The 19598-nt window shown below is 70.7% G+C and carries 17 protein-coding genes; 15 read left to right on the forward strand and 2 right to left on the reverse strand.

Translation table 11 applies throughout. The features are described 5' to 3' along the window. The first annotated feature begins 193 nt into the window (after window positions 1-193). The 15 genes from ACFPQ9_RS13645 to ACFPQ9_RS13715 all read left to right on the forward strand — a co-directional run bounded on the left by ACFPQ9_RS13645 (window position 194) and on the right by ACFPQ9_RS13715 (window position 16608). Window positions 194-787 carry a TIGR03086 family metal-binding protein gene (locus tag ACFPQ9_RS13645; RefSeq protein ID WP_380851993.1) on the forward strand — a complete coding sequence of 198 codons (594 nt, stop codon included), beginning with the start codon at window positions 194-196 and terminating at the stop codon, window positions 785-787. A gap of 94 nt (window positions 788-881) precedes the next feature. After that, window positions 882-1085: a DUF6368 family protein gene (locus tag ACFPQ9_RS13650; RefSeq protein WP_380851996.1), complete on the forward strand. Its 204-nt coding sequence runs from the start codon at window positions 882-884 to the stop codon at window positions 1083-1085. A 214-nt stretch (window positions 1086-1299) separates the two neighbouring features. After that, window positions 1300-1968 carry a GntR family transcriptional regulator gene (locus tag ACFPQ9_RS13655; protein ID WP_380851999.1) on the forward strand — a complete coding sequence of 223 codons (669 nt, stop codon included), beginning with the start codon at window positions 1300-1302 and terminating at the stop codon, window positions 1966-1968. Next, window positions 1965-2873: a dihydrodipicolinate synthase family protein gene (locus tag ACFPQ9_RS13660; RefSeq protein ID WP_380852002.1), complete on the forward strand. Its 909-nt coding sequence runs from the start codon at window positions 1965-1967 to the stop codon at window positions 2871-2873. The genes ACFPQ9_RS13655 and ACFPQ9_RS13660 overlap by 4 nt, the downstream gene beginning before the upstream one ends. Next, window positions 2870-4600 (forward strand): L-arabinonate dehydratase, encoded by a 1731-nt coding sequence (gene araD / locus ACFPQ9_RS13665; RefSeq protein ID WP_380852004.1) that lies wholly within the window; start codon window positions 2870-2872, stop codon window positions 4598-4600. The genes ACFPQ9_RS13660 and araD overlap by 4 nt, the downstream gene beginning before the upstream one ends. 81 nt (window positions 4601-4681) lie before the next feature. After that, complete coding sequence (locus tag ACFPQ9_RS13670; protein ID WP_380852007.1) at window positions 4682-5617, forward strand: carbohydrate ABC transporter permease; 936 nt, start codon at window positions 4682-4684, stop codon at window positions 5615-5617. Next, the gene (locus tag ACFPQ9_RS13675) at window positions 5614-6510 is read left to right on the forward strand and encodes a carbohydrate ABC transporter permease (protein ID WP_380852010.1); all 897 of its coding nucleotides are present in this window, start codon (window positions 5614-5616) and stop codon (window positions 6508-6510) included. Before ACFPQ9_RS13670 ends, ACFPQ9_RS13675 begins: the two co-directional genes overlap by 4 nt. A gap of 50 nt (window positions 6511-6560) precedes the next feature. Continuing rightward, the gene (locus ACFPQ9_RS13680; protein WP_380852013.1) at window positions 6561-7721 is read left to right on the forward strand and encodes a Gfo/Idh/MocA family protein; all 1161 of its coding nucleotides are present in this window, start codon (window positions 6561-6563) and stop codon (window positions 7719-7721) included. Continuing rightward, complete coding sequence (locus ACFPQ9_RS13685; protein WP_380852016.1) at window positions 7721-8566, forward strand: DUF6807 domain-containing protein; 846 nt, start codon at window positions 7721-7723, stop codon at window positions 8564-8566. The genes ACFPQ9_RS13680 and ACFPQ9_RS13685 overlap by 1 nt, the downstream gene beginning before the upstream one ends. Further along, window positions 8563-10071: a glycoside hydrolase family 43 protein gene (locus tag ACFPQ9_RS13690; RefSeq protein WP_380852019.1), complete on the forward strand. Its 1509-nt coding sequence runs from the start codon at window positions 8563-8565 to the stop codon at window positions 10069-10071. The genes ACFPQ9_RS13685 and ACFPQ9_RS13690 overlap by 4 nt, the downstream gene beginning before the upstream one ends. A gap of 105 nt (window positions 10072-10176) precedes the next feature. Next, window positions 10177-11526 (forward strand): ABC transporter substrate-binding protein, encoded by a 1350-nt coding sequence (locus ACFPQ9_RS13695; RefSeq protein WP_380852022.1) that lies wholly within the window; start codon window positions 10177-10179, stop codon window positions 11524-11526. A 134-nt stretch (window positions 11527-11660) separates the two neighbouring features. Further along, window positions 11661-12461 carry a rhamnogalacturonan acetylesterase gene (locus ACFPQ9_RS13700; RefSeq protein ID WP_380852025.1) on the forward strand — a complete coding sequence of 267 codons (801 nt, stop codon included), beginning with the start codon at window positions 11661-11663 and terminating at the stop codon, window positions 12459-12461. 28 nt (window positions 12462-12489) lie between these two features. Beyond that, complete coding sequence (locus tag ACFPQ9_RS13705) at window positions 12490-13803, forward strand: pectate lyase family protein (RefSeq protein WP_380852027.1); 1314 nt, start codon at window positions 12490-12492, stop codon at window positions 13801-13803. A gap of 180 nt (window positions 13804-13983) precedes the next feature. Further along, window positions 13984-15117: a pectinesterase family protein gene (locus ACFPQ9_RS13710; protein ID WP_380852030.1), complete on the forward strand. Its 1134-nt coding sequence runs from the start codon at window positions 13984-13986 to the stop codon at window positions 15115-15117. 321 nt (window positions 15118-15438) lie between these two features. Then, window positions 15439-16608, forward strand: a complete 1170-nt coding sequence (locus ACFPQ9_RS13715; protein WP_380852033.1) for a DUF6777 domain-containing protein — start codon at window positions 15439-15441, stop codon at window positions 16606-16608. A gap of 39 nt (window positions 16609-16647) precedes the next feature. Here the strand turns inward: ACFPQ9_RS13715 and ACFPQ9_RS13720 are convergent, their stop codons facing one another. Further along, window positions 16648-18816: a sensor histidine kinase gene (locus ACFPQ9_RS13720; RefSeq protein WP_380852036.1), complete on the reverse strand. Its 2169-nt coding sequence runs from the start codon at window positions 18814-18816 to the stop codon at window positions 16648-16650. Then, window positions 18813-19487, reverse strand: coding sequence for a response regulator (locus ACFPQ9_RS13725; RefSeq protein WP_380852039.1), 675 nt, complete (start codon window positions 19485-19487; stop codon window positions 18813-18815). The genes ACFPQ9_RS13720 and ACFPQ9_RS13725 overlap by 4 nt, the downstream gene beginning before the upstream one ends. Between the last annotated feature and the right edge of the window lie 111 nt (window positions 19488-19598).

Below are 19598 nucleotides of genomic sequence, written 5' to 3' on the forward strand. Positions count from 1 at the left end.
GTTCCGGCTGGTGCATGGGGCAGGCCCGGTCGGCGCATAGGGCAGGTCCCCTCGGCGCCTGGGACAGGTCCGGTCAGTGTGTGGGGCGGGTTCGGTCGGGTGGCACTGTCGATGGATCGTCTCCTCGTCGGCGATGAGTTTCGCCGCCCCGGCCGGTCCACCCTTCAGGAACAGATCCGTGAGGAGCCCGCCCATGACCGACCCGACCATCGACCTCGGACCGCAGACCCGTGTCGTCGCCCGTCTCGCCGAGGCCGTCACCGACGAGCAGCTGTCCGCGCCGACGCCCTGCCCCGAGATGGCTGTGCGCAATCTGCTGGGCCACCTGCTCGGCCTGTCCGTCGCCTTCCGTGACGCCGCTCGCAAGGACCTGGGCAGCACGACCGACACCGACCCGGGCTCCACCGTCCCGGACATCGGCCCGGGCTGGCGCGAGGAGCTGCCCAAGGTGCTCGACGAACTGGGCGAGGTGTGGCGCGAGCCGGACGCCTGGACCGGCATGACCCGCGCGGGCGGCGTCGACCTGCCCGGTGCCGTCGCCGGCGCGGTGGCCGTGGACGAGCTGGTGATCCACGCCTGGGACCTGGCCGTCGCCACAGGACAGCCGTACACCCCGGACCCGTCCGCCCTCCAGATGTCCCACGACTTCCTGCGCGCCGCGGCCGACGCCGGCGACCGCGGCGGCGGCATCTTCGGCCCGGTCGTCCCGGTACCGGACGAGGCTCCCCTGCTGGACCGCGCGGTGGGGCTGAGCGGGCGGGATCCGGGCTGGAAGCGGGGATCATAGGGGGGCGGAAGTCGACTACCGGGTCCGTGCTCCGACCTGTTGCAACCACCCTGCGGAAGCGGGAGGTCGGAGTGATGGGGCCGACGGTGGGGCTGTGGCTGCTCGCCCACACGGTCGCCCGCGACGAGTCACGGGACGCCACCGACCTCCACCGCGCCAGGGCCCTGGGGTCGGCCTCCCCGGGACCATCACGGAGGTCTCGTACGACACGGGCGGCGGCGGACGATGGATGCGGCACGTTGGTGACGCCGAGTTCCTCGCGGCCTGGCTGCGCCATCCGCAGTTCCGTCTGCCGTAGCAAGCCGGGTTCCTGACCTGCGCGGATCTGTTCCCGTGCCTTCCACACGCCTTCAACTCCCCTCCTGCTTCCCCAACTTCCTCTGTCAGAAGCGTTGACGAATCATGCGCCCCCTCCTACCTTCATCGCGTCGTACTTCGTACGTCATATATGAGACGCGATACGTGAGATCCGATACGTGAGATCCGATCCCGCGAAGATCCGAGAGGCGCGCATGACCTCTGTGCCCACGCCGATCCCGTCCCGCACGCAGTTCGTTTTGGAGGAGATCAAACGCCGCATCCTCACCGGGCAGTTGACACCCGGTCAGGCCCTGGTCGAGACCGAGCTCGCCGCGCAGTTCGGGGTGTCGAAGACCCCGGTGCGCGAGGCGCTCAAGACGCTGGCCGGGACCGGTCTGGTCGTGATGAGCCAGTACAAGGGCGTCACGGTGCGCATGGTGGACGCGGACATGGCGCGCGAGGTCTACGACGTACGGCTGCTGCTGGAGCCCGAAGCGCTCAAGCGGGCCGTGCGGCGCGGGGCCTCCCTCGACGCCGCCCGCGACGCGCTGACCCGCGCCGACGAAGCCGCCGACACCGCCGAACGCTCCCTCGCCAACCGGGAGTTCCACCGCGCCCTGTACCTGCCGTGCGGCAATCCGCTGCTCGGCCGGATGCTCGATGAAGTGCGGGACCAGGCCGCTCTCGTCTCGGCCGTCGCCTGGGCCGCCTCCCCCTCCTGGGAGCGCGAGGCCGGCGAGCACCGCGAGATCCTGCGGCTGGCGCTCGACGGGGACGCGGACGGCGCCGCGCGCGCCCTGCACGCCCACATCGCGTCGTTCGTGCGACGGGCCTTCCCGGACGCGGGAGTCGAGGCCCAGGGAGAGGACGGTCCGGCATGACCACGACGTTCGAGCCCCAGCGGACGGCCCTGGCCGACGTGGTGGCGATCCCGGTGACCCCGTTCGCCGAGGACGGCCGCGTGGACCAGTACGCCCACCGGGCCCTGCTGCGTCGTCTGCTCGACGGGGGCGTCACCACGCTCACCCCCAACGGCAACACCGGCGAGTACTACACCCTCACCCCCGAAGAGCGCCGCCTCGTCACCGAGTTGACGGTGGAGGAGGTCGGGGACCGCGCCGCAGTCCTCGTCGGCGTCGGCCACGACGTCGCCACCGCCGTCGCCTCCGCACGGCACGCCCGTGAGCTCGGCGCCGCGATGGTGATGGTCCACCAGCCCGTCCACCCGTACGTCTCTCAGGCCGGCTGGGTCGACTACCACCGCGCCATCGCCGAGGCCGTGCCCGAGCTCGGCGTCGTCCCTTACATCCGCAACGCCCAGCTGACCGGCGCCCGCCTCGCCGAACTCGGGGCCGCCTGCCCGAACGTCATCGGAGTGAAGTACGCCGTCCCGGACGCCGCCAGGTTCGCCGCCTTCGCACGGGACGCGGGAGGCGACCGCTTCGTCTGGGTCGCCGGACTCGCCGAGCCGTACGCCCCCTCGTACTTCTCCGCGGGCGCCACCGGCTTCACCTCGGGCCTGGTGAACGTCGCCCCGTCCGTCTCGCTGACCATGTTGGAAGCGCTTCGATCCGGTGACTACCCGGCCGCCATGAAGGTCTGGGAACAGATCCGCCGCTTCGAGGAGCTGCGGGCCGCCAACGGCTCCGCCAACAACGTCACCGTCGTCAAGGAGGCCCTCGCCTCCCTCGGCCTGTGCCGCCGCGACGTCCGCCCGCCCAGCCGCGAACTGCCCGAGGACGAGCGCGCCGAGGTCGCCGCGATAGCCGCCGGGTGGTCCCTATGAGCGACAGAAGGCGGCCCGAGGAACTCCGAAGCCATCAGTGGTACGGCACCGAGGGCCAGCTGCGCACCTGGTCGCACAACGCCCGCATGCGCCAGCTGGGATACGAGGCGGAGGAGTACCGGGGCCGTCCGGTGATCGCCGTCCTCAACACCTGGTCCGACATCAACCCCTGCCACGTCCATCTGCGTGAGCGTGCCGAGGCGGTCAAGCGGGGGGTGTGGCAGGCCGGGGGTTTCCCGCTCGAATTCCCGGTCGCCACGCTCTCGGAGACCTACCAGAAGCCGACCCCGATGCTCTATCGCAACCTGCTCGCGATGGAGACCGAGGAACTGCTGCGGTCGTACCCGATCGATGCGGCGGTGCTGCTCGGGGGCTGCGACAAGTCGACGCCGGCGCTGCTCATGGGTGCCTCCTCGGCCGACGTGCCGTCGATCTTCGTGCCCGCGGGGCCGATGCTGCCCGGGCACTGGCGCGGGGAGACCCTCGGGTCCGGCACCGACATGTGGAAGTACTGGGACGAGCACCGGGCGGGCAACCTCACGGACTGTGAACTACGGGAACTTCAGGGCGGGTTGGCGCGGTCGCCCGGTCACTGCATGACCATGGGCACCGCGTCCACGATGACCGCGGCGGCCGAGGCCCTCGGCATGACGCTGCCGGGTGCCTCCTCGATCCCCGCCGTCGACTCGGGGCACGAGCGGATGGCCGCCGCTTCCGGGCGCCGGGCCGTGGAGCTCGCCTGGACGGGGCTCAAGCCGTCCGGGATCCTCACCCGCGAGGCCTTCGAGGACGCGGTCACGACGGTGCTCGGACTCGGCGGATCCACCAACGCGGTCATCCATCTGATCGCAATGGCGGGACGCTGCCAAGTCCCGCTCACCCTCGACGACTTCGACCGCATCGCACGGACCGTGCCGGTGCTGGCGAACATACGGCCCGGCGGACGGACGTACCTGATGGAGGACTTCCACTTCGCCGGCGGTCTGCCCGCCTTCCTCTCCCGGATCACCGACCTGCTGCACCTGGACCGGCCGACCGTGAGCGGCACGTTGAGGGAGCAGATCGAGGGCGCCGTCGTCCACAACGACGACGTCATCCGCACGCGCGACAACCCGGTCGCCGCCGAGGGCGGAGTCGCCGTCCTGCGCGGCAACCTCTGCCCCGACGGTGCCGTCATCAAGCACATCTCCGCCGAGCGGCACCTGCTCCGGCACACCGGCCGTGCCGTCGTCTTCGACGACTACAGGACCATGCAGCGGACCATCAACGACCCGTCGCTGAACATCACCGCCGACAGTGTGCTGGTGCTGCGCGACTCCGGGCCCAAGGGAGGCCCGGGTATGCCCGAGTACGGCATGCTGCCGCTGCCCGACCATCTGCTGAAGCAGGGGGTGCGGGACATGGTGCGGATCTCCGACGCCCGGATGAGCGGCACGAGTTACGGCGCCTGTGTGCTGCACGTGGCACCAGAGTCGTACATCGGCGGACCGCTCGCCCTGGTCAGGACCGGGGACCCGATCACCCTGGACGTCGAGGCGCGCACCCTTCAACTCGACGTGGACGAAGCGGAGTTGGAGCGTCGCCGCGCCGAGTGGGTCCAGCCGGCCGCACGGTACGAGCGCGGCTACGGCGCGCTCTACAACGAACAGATCACCCAGGCCGACACCGGCTGCGACTTCGAGTTCCTCGCACGGCCCGGCAAGGTGCGCGACCCGTACGCCGGCTGAACCACCCTCGACCCACGCCCTCTCTTGGTCGAGATCCCGAACGATGATCGGAAAGCGCTTCACCGAGAACGGAGAACAGTCATGGCCCAAGCCGCAGCCGTGGCGAAACCGCCCGCGCCACCCCGGCGACGCCGTGCCTCCGCCACGCCGCGCAGACTCCCGTATCTGCTGATCGCCCCGGCCGCCCTGCTCATGCTGGGCTTCATCGCCTACCCGGTCATCAGCGTCTTCTACTACAGCCTCCAGGAGTACAACCCCACCAAGCCGTGGCGGAACGGCTTCGCGGGTCTCGACAACTTCGTCCACGCCTTCACCGAGGACCCGCTGTTCTGGGACACACTGGTCTTCAGCGCCAAGTGGGTGGTCGTCGAGGTCGGACTCCAGCTGCTGTTCGGGCTCGCGCTCGCGCTGATCGTCAACCAGACCTTCGTGGGGCGGGCGCTCGGCCGTGCGCTGGTGTTCTCCCCGTGGGCCGTCTCCGGCGTGCTGACCTCGGCGATCTGGGTGCTGCTCTACAACTCCCAGACGGGCATCACCCGTTATCTCGCGGACATGGGCATCGGTGCGTACGGCACCAGCTGGCTGTCGGACACCTCCACCGTCTTCCCCGCGGCGATCGTCGCCGACCTCTGGCGGGGTGTCCCCTTCTTCGCGATCCTCATCCTCGCCGACCTCCAGTCCGTCTCGAAGGACCTGTACGAGGCGGCCGAGGTCGACGGGGCGAGCCGGATCAAGCAGTTCTGGCACATCACGCTGCCCCATCTGAAGGACGCGATCGTGCTGTCCACGCTGCTGCGCGCGGTGTGGGAGTTCAACAACGTCGACCTGCTCTACACGCTGACCGGCGGCGGCCCCGCGGGAGTCACCACGACCCTGCCGCTCCACATCGCCAACACCAGCGTCGACGCGCACGACTTCGGCTACGCGTCCGCCCTGACCACGGTCGCGTTCGTGATCCTGCTCTTCTGCTCGGTGGTCTATCTGCGGCTGAGCAAGTTCGGAGGTGAGGACAAGTGAGCGTGAAGGAAGCCACCAAGGCCGTGCCCGCGCCGATGCGCACCACACCCGAGCCGCCGCGTCCGACGAAGAGGAACCGCTCCTGGGACGAGGTCCCGCGCTGGCAGATCTACCTCCCGCTGTCGATCTACCTGCTCTTCACCCTCATCCCCTTCTACTGGATCCTGCTGTTCTCGCTGCGCCCGGCCGGCTCGACCTCGCTGGTGCCCTGGCCGATGACCTTCGACCACTTCGAGAAGGTCTGGACGGAGCGGAGCTTCGGTACCTACTTCCAGAACAGCGTGCTGGTCGGCCTCGTCACCCTGCTGATGACGACCCTCGTCGCCCTGGCCGGCGGCTACGCCCTCGCGCGCTTCAACTTCAGGATCAAGCGGGCGTTCATGCTCGGGCTGCTGTGCTCGCAGTTCGTGCCGGGCGCGCTGCTCCTGGTGCCGCTGTTCGAGATCTTCGCCGAGCTGCAGATGATCAACTCCCTCGGCAGCGTCATCATCGCCGAGACGGTGTTCCAACTGCCGTTGTCGATGATCCTGATCAGCAACTTCATCAAGAACGTGCCGTACTCCCTGGAGGAGGCGGCCTGGGTCGACGGCTGCAACCGGATGACGGCGTTCAGGATCGTCGTGCTGCCCCTGCTGCGGCCCGGTCTGATCGCCGTCGGCTCCTTCGCCTTCGTGCACTCCTGGAACCACTTCCTGTTCGCCCTGATGTTCCTCAACGACCAGGAGAAGCAGACGATCCCGGTCGGCCTCAACACCCTGATGGGCGCGGACAGCGTGGACCTGGGTGCGCTCGCCGCGGGCGGCATCATCGCGGCCGTGCCGGTGGTGATCGTGTTCGCCTTCATTCAGAAGTGGCTGATCACGGGCTTCAGCGCGGGGGCGGTGAAGGGATGAGAGACGGCCGACCGAGCGGTGGCCCGGGGCGCGGGCGCAGGGAGGATCCCATGAGCACGGCCGTACCCCTCGTGCTGGCCGGCGCGCGCGGCCACGGCCGCCGGCACCTCGACAACATCCGCCGGCTCCAGGACAAGGGGATCGTACGGCTGGCGGGGATCTGCGAGCTGACCCCGCTGACGGCTCAGGAGATCCCCGAGGGCCTCGGGGAGCCGGAGCAGTCCGCCGACTTCGGCGCCCTCCTCGACTCCACCGGCGCGCGCATCGCGGTGATCTGCACACCGATCCCGACCCACACCGACCTTGCCCTGACGGCCGCGCGTGGGGGCGTGCACCTGCTGCTGGAGAAGCCGCCCGCCCCGTCGTACGCCGAGTTCCGGCGCATGGCCGACGGGGTCGCCGAGGCCCGGGTCGCCTGCCAGATCGGCTTCCAGTCGCTCGGCTCGCACGCCGTGCCCGCGATCCGGACGCTGATGGCCGAGGGGGCGATCGGCGAGATCGTCGGCATCGGCGGGGCCGGTGCCTGGGCGCGCGCCGAGGCGTACTACCGGCGCGCGCCCTGGGCGGGCAGGCGCAGGCTGAACGGCGTCGACGTCATCGACGGAGCCCTCACCAACCCCCTCGCCCACGCCGTCGCCACCGCGCTCGCCCTCGGCGGCACCACCCGTGCCGAAGACGTCACCGGTATCGAGACCGAGCTCTTCCGCGCCAACGACATCGAGTCCGACGACACCTCCTGCGTCCGCGTCAGCACCGCCCAGGACCGCCCGGACGTCGTCGTCGCCGCGACGCTGTGCGCCGAGGACCCCGACGAGCCGTATGTCGTCGTCCACGGCACACAGGGCCGGATCACCTTCTGGTACAAGCAGGACCGCGTCCTGCTCCAGCGCGCGGGCCGCGGCCCCGAGGAGTCCGAGTACGGCCGCACGGACCTGCTGGAGAACCTGGTCGAGCACCTCACCGACGGCACCGACCTGCTGGTCACACCCGAGGAGACCGGTGCCTTCATGAGGGTCGTTGAAGCGATTCGACAGGCCCCCGACCCGGCGCCGCTGCCCGCAGCCGCCTGGCGCCCGCTTTCCGATGAGCGGCGCCGGGTCGTGCCCGGCATCGACGGCCTGGTCGCGGCCGCCGCCGACACTCTCGCCCTCTACTCCGAGCTGGGCGCCCCCTGGGCCGGCCCGGCGCCATCGAAAGAGGTGAGCACCTGATGACTCCCCACGACACCGCGGTGCTGCGCGTCGCGGGCCGACCGGTCGGCCGGTACGTCACCCGACCCGAACTTCCCGACCGGCTCGCCCCACGCCCGTATCTGCACCCTGTCACCACCCTGGCCGGCACGGCGGTCACCGAGCTCAGTCCCGCCGACCACATCCACCACCTCGGCGTCGGTGTAGCCGTTCCCGACGTCGAGGGGTCCAACTTCTGGGGCGGGCGCACCTACGTCCGCGACCAGGGCCCGGCCGAGCTCGACAACCACGGCGCCCAACGGCACACCGCCTTCCAGCTGCGCGACCCCGACGGCTTCGTCGAGGAACTGCGCTGGGTGGCGTCCGGGGTCGAACTGCTGCGCGAGCGCCGTACGGTCGCCGCCACCGAACTCACCCGGTCCGCCTGGGCGTTGGACTTCACCTTCTCCCTCACCAATGTCACCTCCGGCCCGCTGTCCATCGGCAGCCCCGCCACCAACGGCCGCCCCGGCGCGGCGTACGGCGGCTTCTTCTGGCGGGCCCGCAAGGAGGCGTCGGCGCCGGAGGTGTTCACCGTCGACCGGGAGGGCGAGGAGGAGATCCACGGCACCGTCGCCCCCTGGGTGGCGCTCACCGGCTCCGGCTGGACGCTGATCTTCGCCGGGGCCACCGAACGGACCCGCCGCGACCCGTGGTTCGTGCGCGCCGCAGAGTACCCCGGCGTCGGCTCCTCCCTCGCCGCCGACGAGCGCCTGCCGATCCCGCCCGGCGAGACCGCCGTACGCCGCATCGTCACCGTCGTCGCCGACGGCCGTATCAGCAGGCTGGAAGCGGCGTCCCTGGTCCGCAAGGCGGTGAGTCCATGACGGGCGGGACGTACCGCAACCCCATCCTCGACGCCGACTGGTCCGACCCGGACGTCGTCCGCGTCGGCGACGACTTCTATCTCACCGCCTCCAGCTTCGGCCGCGTCCCCGGCCTGCCCCTGCTGCACTCCCGCGACCTGGTCGGCTGGACCCTGGTCGGCCATGCCCTTCAACGCCTGGAACCGGAGCGGGAGTTCACCGCACCCCGCCACGACTGCGGAGTCTGGGCCCCGTCCCTGCGTCACCACCACGACCGCTTCTGGATCTTCTGGGGCGACCCCGACCAGGGCATCCTCCAGGTCAACGCCCCCGAGATCCGCGGCCCTTGGAGCAAGCCCCGTCTCGTGAAGGCGGGCAAGGGACTGATCGACCCCTGCCCCCTCTGGGACGACGAGACCGGCGAGGCGTACCTCGTACACGCCTGGGCCAAGTCCCGCTCCGGGGTCAAGAACCGGCTCACCGGCCACCGGATGCACCCCGACGGCACCGAACTCCTCGACGACGGCAAGGTCATCGTCGACGGCGACCGGATCCCCGGCTGGTTCACCCTCGAAGGACCGAAGCTGTACCGGCACGACGGCTGGTTCTGGATTTTCGCTCCCGCCGGGGGAGTGGAGACAGGCTGGCAGGGCGCCTTCCGTTCGCGCGGGTTCTTCGGGCCGTACGAGGAGAGGATCGTCCTCGAACAGAAGGACACCGACGTCAACGGGCCGCACCAGGGCGGCTGGGTGCGCACCCCGACCGGCGAGGACTGGTTCCTGCACTTTCAGCAGAAGGGCGCCTACGGCAGGGTCGTGCACCTCCAGCCGATGAGCTGGGGCATGGACGGCTGGCCGGTGATCGGCAACGACGGCGCACCCGTCGCCGTACACCGCAGGCCCGACCTGCCACGGCAGCCGCCCGCCGCGCCCGCCACCGACGACGACTTCCCCGGCGGCCGCTTCGGACGGCAGTGGTCCTGGACCGCAAACCCCCAGGACGGCTGGGCCACCCAGCACTCAGGCGACGGTCTGAAACTGGCCTGTGTCCGCTCGGCCGACGCCCACGACCTGCGCAGACTGCCGAGCATCCTCACCCAGCGACTGCCGGGCACGCCCTGCGCGGTGGAGGTGGAGCTGCGGCTGGACAGCGCGGAGCCGGGGGCGCGGGCGGGGCTCGCGGTGCTCGGGGACGCGTTCGGCTGGATCGGGCTCCAGCGGGGCACGGACGGGGCGGTGCATGTCGTGCACCGGTTCGCGGAGGCGGTGGCGGACCGGGAACGGGACGCCGATCATGCGCGGCTCGCGCCCGAGGGGCGGGTGCGGCTGCGGATCGACATCGGGGCCGGGGCGCGGTGCCGGTTCTCCCACGACGTCGGGGACGGCCCACGTGCGTCGGGGCCGGTGTTCGCCGCCACGCCCTGGCGCTGGGTCGGCGCCCTGCTGGGCCTGTTCGCCCTCGCTCCCACCGGCCAGGGACACGCCGGCGCGGCGACCTTCACGCAGTTCAGGATCAGCGCCTCCTGACGCACCGCATTCCGACATCGACGTGAACCCGCGTGCCACCAGGACACGCCATCCACCCCCCACACCTTCATTTCTCCGCTGGATCCAGAAGAAGAGAGCCGACCAATGAAGATCAGCATCCGCAGAAGCAGGCGCGCCGCACTGGCCGTCGCCCTCGGGTCCGTCCTCGCCCTGACCGCCACCGCCTGCGGCGACGACGGCAGCAGCGCGGGCGGCGACAAGGGCGCCGAGGGCAGCGGCACGGGAAAGATCGTCTTCTGGGACAACAACGGCGGTGTCCGCACCGACATCTGGAAGGAGATCATCGCCGACTTCGAGAAGGCGAACCCGGACATCGAGGTCGAGTACGTCGGGATCCCGGCCACCGACTACCAGTCCAAGGTCGACACCGCCATCCAGGGCGGCGGACTGCCCGACGTCGGCGGTGTCGGCGCGGCGATGCTCGCCGGGTTCGCCGCGCAGAACGCACTGGAGCCGCTGGACGACCGGCTCGCGAAGTCCTCCCTGAACGGCAAGCTCAACAAGGACATGGTCACCTCGCTGACGGCCGCCGGCGGCGGCGACGGCAAGCTGTACTCGATTCCCACCTCCGCGAACAACGGTGTGCTCTACTACCGCACCGATCTGTTCAAGAAGGCCGGGCTGGACGAGCCGACCACCTGGGACAAGTTCTACGCGGCGGCGCAGAAGCTCACGAACTCCGGCAAGAACGAGTTCGGTTACACCATCCGCGGTGGTGCCGGTTCGATCGCGCAGGCGCTGGACGCCATGTACGGGCAGTCCGGGATCACGTCCTTCTGGGACGCCGACGGAGAGAAGACCACCGTCAACGACCCGAAGAACGTGGCGGCGCTGGAGAAGTACGCCGCGCTGTTCAAGAAGGTCACTCCGGCCGCCGACCTCAACAACGACTTCACCAAGATGGTCGCCCAGTGGGACTCCGGCACGATCGGAATGCTGAACCACAACCTGGGGTCCTACCAGGACCATGTGAAGGCGCTCGGGACCGAGAAGTTCCGCGGTATTCCGCAGCCGGTCGGCTCCTCCGGCAAGCGGGTTCAGGTGTCCAACCCCGTGGACGGGATGGGCCTGTTCAAGAGTTCCAAGAACAAGGAGGCCGCCTGGAAGTTCATCGAGTTCGCGACCTCGCACGCGGAGAACTCGAAGTTCAACGAGGCGGCGGGGCAGGTTCCTTCGAACAACGACGCGGCGAAGGACGCGTGGATCTCCGAGGCCGAGCCGACGAAGCTGGCCGCTGCGGCGTTGAGCGATGGGTCCACGACGATCGTGCAGCTGCCGTATTACCTGCCCGACTGGAACACGATCTCCAAGGCCGACAACGAGCCGAACTTCCAGAAGGTGTTGAACGGGGACATGAGTGCGAAGGCGTTTCTCGACACCATGGCCGGTCAGTTGAATGAGGCTCAGGCCGAGTGGGCTTCGCGTAACGGCTGAGAGCCCGGCGGGTTCCTGTGCGTGGCCGGCCGCGGGTCGGTCTGTGGCCGGTCGCGCCCACGCGGCGGAGCCGCAAATTGATACAGCCCCCCGCCCCTAGGTAGGGAAAGTCACCCCTGTTGAAAGGCATCCCTGTGTCTCTTACCCGAAGACAGGTCGGTCTCGCGGCGGTCGCCGCCGTTCCTCTCGCCCTCTTGGGCGTGGGTACCGCCGAAGCGAGCCAGCGCCGTCGGACCCTCTATATCGCCGGTGATTCCACCGCCGCCCAGAAACTCGCCGACGCCGCGCCCGAGACCGGGTGGGGTATGGCGCTCCCCTTCTTTCTGCGCAGGCAACTGCCCGTTTCCAATCACGCGGTGAACGGGCGCAGTTCGAAGAGTTTCGTCGACGAAGGGCGGCTCGACGCCATCCTTGAGGCCATTCGGCCCGGTGACCTCCTGCTGATCCAGTTCGCGCACAACGACGAGAAGGCCGAGGATCCCACCCGGTACACCGAGCCCTGGTCGACGTACCAGGACCATCTGCGGCTGTATGTCGAGGGCGCTCGTGCGCGGGGTGCCCGCCCCGTGCTCGCCACCGCCGTCGAACGGCGGAGGTTCGACACCGGCGGCAACGCCGTGCCGACCCACGGCGATTACCCGGCGGCGATGCGCGCGCTCGCCCGTCAGGAGCGCGTGGCGCTGCTCGACATCCAGGCGCTGTCGCTCGCGGTGTGGCAGGAGCTCGGGGTCGAGGCGACGAAGACGTACTTCAACTGGACCGCCGGCGAGCAGGACAACACGCACTTCAATCCGCCGGGCGCCATCGCCGTGGCGCGGCTCGTCGCGCGGGAGCTGGTGCGCACGCGTGTGCTGGCCGCGCGGGACGTGCGCCGGCTGCACGACGAGATCCCGGAGTCCTGGATCACCTGGCCGCAGGCCACCGTCACCGCATAGGCCCCGACCTGGAAGAGAGAGCCGCACAATGAACGCACAGATATGGCATGGGCATGCCACAAGAAGCGCTGCCGTCCTGGTCGGGTGCACCGCGCTGGTGCTCGGCCTCACCGGGACCGGGGCGGCCCAGGCCGGTGGCCGGGACCTCGGGCGTGAGGTCCTCGCCGCGGGTGACGGCTGGGCCTCGCAGGGCGCCGGCACCACCGGTGGGTCGGCCGCCGACGCCGCGCACGTGTACACCGTCACCACCTGGGCGGAGTTCCGGCAGGCGCTGGCCGACGGCGGCAGCGCGCCGAAGATCATCAAGGTCAAGGGCATGATCGACGCAGTGTCGGAGGGGTGCGCCGCCTTCGCGGCCGAGGGGTACGACTTCCAGCGGTACCTCGCCGACTACGACCCGGCCGTGTGGGGGCACGACACCCCCGTCAGCGGCCCGCAGGAGGATCTGCGCGCCGCGTCCGCCGCCCACCAGGACAAGGCCATCAAGGCGAACGTCCCCGCCAACACCACCATCGTCGGACTCGGCAAGGGCTCCGGCATCCTCGGCGGCAGCCTCCAGATCAAGGGCGTCGACAACGTCATCCTGCGCAACCTCACCGTCGAGGCCCCCGTCGACTGCTTCCCGCAGTGGGACCCGACCGACGACAACAAGACCGGCGCCTGGAACAGCGAGTACGACGGAGTTGTGGTGTACGGCTCCACCCATGTGTGGATCGACCACAACACACTCACCGACGGCCGCTACCCCGACAGTTCCCTGCCCTCGTACTTCGGCAAGGTCTACCAGCAGCACGACGGACTCCTCGACGTCGTACGCGGCGCCAACCATGTGACCGTGTCCTGGAACTCCTTCGAGGACCACGACAAGACCATGCTCATCGGCAACAGTGACAGCGCGGGTGCGGACGACACCGGCAAGCTCAAGGTCACGCTGCACCACAACCGGTTCGAGGGCATCGTCGAGCGGGCGCCGCGTGTGCGGTTCGGGCAGGTCGACTCGTACAACAACCACTTCGTCGTCACCAAGGACCAGAACTTCGGGTACGTCTTCGGCATCGGCGCCTCCTCGCAGCTGTACGCCACGCACAACGCCCTGTCGTCGGCCCCCGGCGTGAGCGTCGGCAAGGCGCTGAAGAAGTGGAACGAGGCACCGCTGACCGCCGAGCACAACTTCGTCAACGGCAAGCTGACGGACCTCATCGCCGTCCACAACGCCGAGATTCCCGGCGAGGTCCTTCAGTCCGGTGCCGGGTGGACGCCGACACTGCGGACGAAGGTCGACAACCCCAGGGCCGTGCCCGGGATCGTCGACCACCGCGCTGGCGCCGGCCGCCTGCGCTGACCCATCCGGCGGGGGAGGGGCCCGCGGCGGGCACCGCCCGCCCCTCCCCGGCAATCCGGCAACCGGCAATCCGGCAACCGGCAATCCGGCAACCGGCAATCCGGCAACCGGCAATTCGGAGACCAACTGGCAATCCCGAAATCCGGCAACCCAGCAGATCGCCCGTGAAGGAGCGTCCACATGCCCTCGCCCCACCGCGCCCGACTCCCGCTGTCCAGAAGGGGATTCCTCACGGCAGGCACCGCCGCGGCGGCAGCCGCCCTCGCGTCCGGAACCGCCTCGGCCACCACCGCACCCGCTTCCCGCCCCTTCGGCCGGTACGGCTCACCCGACGCCCGGCTCACCCCGAAGACCCTGTACGTCCACCCCGCCGGCCGCGGCGACTTCACCTCCGTGCAGGCCGCGGTGAATGCGGCGGACGGTGGTGGCTGGACGCTGGTCATCGCGCCGGGGACCTACCGGGAGACGGTCGCCGTCGACCCGACCCGGACCGACCTGACCTGGATCGGGGCCGGCGACGACCCGCGCGCCGTGGTCGTCGTGTACGACAACGCCGCCGGCACCCCCAAGCCCGGCGGCGGCACCTACGGCACCACCGGCTCCGCCACCACCCTCGTCCAGGCCGACGGATTCACCGCCCACCGCATCACCTTCGCCAACGACTGGCTGCGCGCCGACCACCCCGGCATCAGCGGCACCCAGGCCGTCGCCCTCAAGGTGCAGGGCGACCGGTCCGCCTTCCACCACTGCCGGTTCCTCGGCCACCAGGACACCCTGTACGCCGACTCGATGGCCATCGGCGTCTTCGCCCGCCAGTACTTCGCGCACTGTTACCTGGAGGGCGACGTCGACTTCGTCTTCGGGCGGGCCACGGCCGTGTACGAGCACTGCCACTTCCGGACCCTGACCCGCACCGACCTGTCCTCGGCCCCGTACGGCTTCGTCTTCGCCCCCTCGACCGCCGGCGCCAACCCGCGCGGTTGTCTGGTGACCCGCAGCCGCGTCACCAGCGAGGCCCCGGACGCCTACTACAAGCTCGCCCGCCCCTGGGTGCCCAGCTCCGATCCCACCGCCCACCCGTCACTCACCGTCCGCGACACCCACCTCGGCCCCGGCATCGACGCGGTCGCGCCCTACACCACCATGTCGGCCGGCTTCCCGTGGCAGGACCAGCGCTTCGCCGAGTACCGCAACACCGGCCCCGGCGCCGTGGTCACCATCCCGGAGAACCGGCCACAACTGGGCGCCGCCGAGGCCGAGTCGTACACCCGTGGGGCGTATCTCGGGGACTGGCGGCCGTATGAGCGGCGATGACCGGTGGGGCGTCGCGCGTTCGTGGTGGGCGGTGTCGCAGGTATGGCGATGTCGGTCGGCCAGGCGCTGGACCGGCTCCGCAGCGCCGGGCTGAGCTGAAATACGACCACCCGAACAGGGGGCAGTCGTGGCCAACTCGCTTCTGACCTGGGACCGTTGAGCCGCCGGACCGAGATGGTGCCGGCCTTTCACGGGGGACATCGGGGGCAGATCATGGCGCGTACCGCGCGACATTTCCGTGTGCCGGTCGGCCGGGGATTCCGCACTTTCACACTGAGGACCGCGGGCGCGTTCCTCGCCTTCGCCGTCGTTCTCGGGTCCATGACCGGGCTCGCGTGCGCGGCCCGCGTGGCCGCCGCGGAGGCGGTCGGGTACGTCGCCGAGAACGCCTTCTTCACGGGTGCGCTCGGCGACGGCCTGAACCTCGGGCACAACCTCTCCGACAAGGGCGGCTCACGCAAGGGCAGTGAGCGGGGACTGTACGGCGGCAGCACCAAGGTCGACGTATGCGATCCGGATCTGCTGCTCGACTTCCTCCTTGAGGCGGGCAACAGCAGGAAGAAGGCCGCCTGGGCCAAGGCCCTCGGTATCGGCGCCAAGGACAAGAACGTGAGGAAGTTCGTCAGGTCTCTCACCGAGGTCGTCCTCGCCAACGACACTCTCGTCGCCAACCACGGCTACAAGAAGGGCAAGGCCGACCGCTACGACGCCGTCCTCGAAGCGGGCACCGCCGTACTCGTCGATGTCTTCGGGGTGCCGCGCGTGAAGTGCAACTGCGGCAACCCGTTGGCGGTGAGCGAGTCCGAACCCGGCGATGTCAAGGTCGAGTTCAAGGGCAAGGGCAGGGGCAACAAGGAGTGGAAGGTGAAGAAGGACCAAGTCGTACGGGTCGAGAAGGCCGAGCGGCCTCAGGAGTCCCTCGCCGTCGTGGACGTCGACGACACCGCCGAGGAAATCGAGATCGACCTGCCCGAGGAGCCCGAGCTGACGAGTGGCGGCGACGGTGAGAACGGTGCGTCGCCGGACACGGAGTCGGTCGAGATCCCGCAGACCAGGGGCTTGTCCGTGGCGGAGGCGACCGGGTCGTTGGAGGCCCTGGGCCTCGTCGTCGAGACACGAACGGTGGACGACCCCGATGTCGCCGCGGGGTCCGTCGCCGGCACCGAACCGGAGGGCGGCGGATCCGCGACCGTCGGCTCCACGGTGACGTTGCTGATCGCGGCGGAACCGACGGCCCCGTCGACGGTGACCGTGCCCGACGTGGTGGGCCGGTCCCAGGCGGAGGCGGAACAGGAGGTCACCGCCGCGGGGCTGGTCCCCGAGGTCAGCACCGAGCCCGCCTCCCCCGAGCAGGTCGGCCAAGTCGTCCGACAAGTGCCCGCAGGCGGCGACGTCGCACCGGGCTCCACGGTGACCCTGGTGGTGGGCGAGGAATCGGTGGGTGACGAACTCATCGGTGGCACGGACCCGACCTCGGACGGCGGGGCTTGACGACGTGCGGCACCGACGTGGTCGCCGGGGCCGACGCGTTCACGGTCGACGGACCGGCTCCTGGGGGCCGTCCCGGCGCGGTGTGACGTCCCGCGGGATGGCGAGGGGCAGGTCGGCGGTGACGGTGGCGCCTTGCAGGGTGGCACGGATGGTGAGCCTGCCGCCGATCTGCTCGACGCGCTCGTGCATGGACTCGATGCCTACGCCATGCGTCCACGGTTCGGCGCAGCGGCCGGTGTCCGCGACGGTCACGTGCAGCGAGCCGGCGTCCACGAACTCCAGGGTGAGCGCAGCGGTGGCGGAGTCGGAATGCCGGGCGATGTTGGTCACCGACTCGACCGCCACCCGGTAGGCGACGACCTCCACGGCCGCGGGGAGCGGGGGCAGCCGGTCCGGTGCGGTGATCGTGACGTCCAGAGCTCGCCCGTCGGCGCAGCGCAGGTGCGCGACGCGCTGGCGTACGGCATCGACGAGACCGAGCTCGTCGAGGGCGCCGGGGCGCAGGCCGTACACGATCCGGCGGATCTCGGTGATCGCGTCACCGACGTCGGCGCGCAGCCCGCGCAGCGTCTCCACGGCACCGTGCGGGTCGGTGGCGATGAGGTTGACGGCCGCGTCCGTGTTGTAGGCGATGCCGGTCAGCGTCGGGCCGAGCCCGTCGTGCAGGTCGCGGCGCATCCGGCGGCGCTCCTCCTCCAGCACGGTCACCACCCGGCCGCGGGAGACGCGCAGTTGCTCGCTCAGCCGTGCGGCGTGCAGCGCCTGCGCGAGCGGCGCCGCCACCAGTTCGACCACCGCCGCCGCGGCCCGGGGCAGCCGCAGATGTCCGGGCGGGAGGCACACCACGAGTTCGCCCACCTGCTCGCCGCCGGCCCGCAGAGCGGTGAGCGTGGTGTGGCCGTCATCCATCGTGCCGTCCGTGGCGATGGTGGCGCCGTCCTGGCGCAGGGCGATCCCGGGCACACCGAGGGTGGAGCGCAGGGTGTGCAGCCACAGCGGCGGCGGGGCGCCCGCGGTCAGGTCCGTGCCGAGCCTGGTCAGCGTCTCGACCGGGTCGGCCGACCTGCCGAACAGCATCTCGTCCATGCTCGCCTCGACCCGCTGACGTACGGGCCGGTACCCGGCAGCGATCACGGCCGCCAGCAGCGCCGGCACGCCTTTGCCGGGCGGCGCGCCCACCGCCAGCTCCCACACCGCCGCGACACCCTCGTACACCGCGGCGCTCAGGGCGAGCATGACGATGAGGACGGCGGCGGTGCGTATCACGGCCCGCACATCGGCCTTCAGCGGCGCGACCAGCGCCACCGTGATGGTGAGGGGAAGCGGCAACGAGAGCACCCCGGAGGCGACCACGGTGACGACGGGGCCCATGGGCAGGGAGTTCTCGGCCGCGAAGAACAGCATTCCGCCCAGGGCCGTCACGGCGGCGCCCAGCACCGGCCACAGTACCCGGCGCCGGTCGTCCCCGGAGGTGACTTCGAAGAGCACCCAGATGCCCGCGCACATCGCGGTCCCGGAGGCGATGCCCATGGCGACGACCGCGCCCTGGCCGCCCCATGCCGCAGCCGCCGCGCAGCCGGCCCCGGTGACGACGACCCAGCCGTCCGCCCAACGCAGCAGCCGTGTGGCCGGACGGTTCTCGACCACGCGCAGGGCCGCCAGCGGCACGGTGACCGTCGAGGCGAGCACCGCCAGGGCCACGGCGATGTCGCGGGCCCCGCCGGCGAGCGCGAGTGGAGCGCTCAGCAGCGCGGCGGCGGACACGGCGAGCAGCCGGGCCGCGACCGCACCACCCTCATGCCGGGCCGCGCTCTCATGCCGGGCCGCATCCTCATGGCGGGCGGTGCCTTCATGCCGGGCCGCGCTCTCATGCCGGGCCGCATCCTCATGACGGGCGGTGCCTTCATGCCGGGCCGCATCCTCATGCCGGGCGGTGCCTTCATGCCGGGCCGCATCCTCATGGCGGGCCGTGCCTTCACGCTGTGCCGTATCCTCGCGCCAGGCCGTGGCCTCTCGTCCGGCCGTGATCACGGCGCAAGCCACCGCCAGGCAGCCGCCGACCAGCACCGCCCAGATCACCCACTGATCCGACGGGTGCGGTGGCGCGAACCACAGGGACCCGGCCGCGGTGCCGGTCAGCAGCGCGAGACCGGCGCACAGCAGTGCCGGGCCGTGCCGTACGGCCATGAGCCGCCGCCCCACCGTCATGGGCCGGAGCCCGTGTCGCCGCCCAGCCCCTGCGCCCGGGCCAGAAGGACGGCCTCGGTCCGGCCGCTCACCCGCAGCTTGGTGAAGATGGCGGACAGGTGATTGGCGACGGTCTTGGCGGCCAGCGTCAGGTCGGCAGCGACCCTGGCGTTGCTGTGCCCCCGGGCGACCCGGTCGAGGATTTCACGCTCACGCGCGGTCAGTTCGGGGAAGGGAGGCGGGGCCTGCCGGGGCGCCGGGTCGAGGTACCCGAGCAGACGGGCCGCGATGCCGGGCCCCATCACGAACTGCCCGGTCGCCACCGAGCGGATGGTGGTCAGGATCTCCTCCTGCTGAGCGCCCTTGAGGAGGTAGCCACGGGCGCCCGCGCGCATCGCCGACACCACCGTCTCGTCGTCCTCGAACATCGTGACCACCAGCACCGCCACGTCCGGCAGCAGCGCGGCCAGCCGCCGGGTGGCCTCGACCCCGTCCATCGCGGGCATCTGAATGTCCATCACCACGACGTCCGGCCGGGTCAACTGGGCCTCGCGCAGCGCCTCTTCGCCGGTCGCCGCCTCCGCCACCACTTCCACGCCGTCCAGCGAGGCCAGCAGGGCGGTCATCCCGCGCCGTACGACGGGATGGTCGTCGGCGATGAGCACGCGGACGGGGCGAGCTGCGGCAGTCATGTCCAGATGATGGACGACCGTCGTCCCGGCCGGCAGCACCTTGCTCTCCCCGGCCCCGGGAAAACCTCCCGGGCGACTGGGAACTTCCGACGATGCGCACCGAGGGGCAGG

The sequence above is a fragment of the Streptomyces coerulescens genome, assembly GCF_042657965.1.
Lineage (GTDB): Bacteria > Actinomycetota > Actinomycetes > Streptomycetales > Streptomycetaceae > Streptomyces > Streptomyces coerulescens.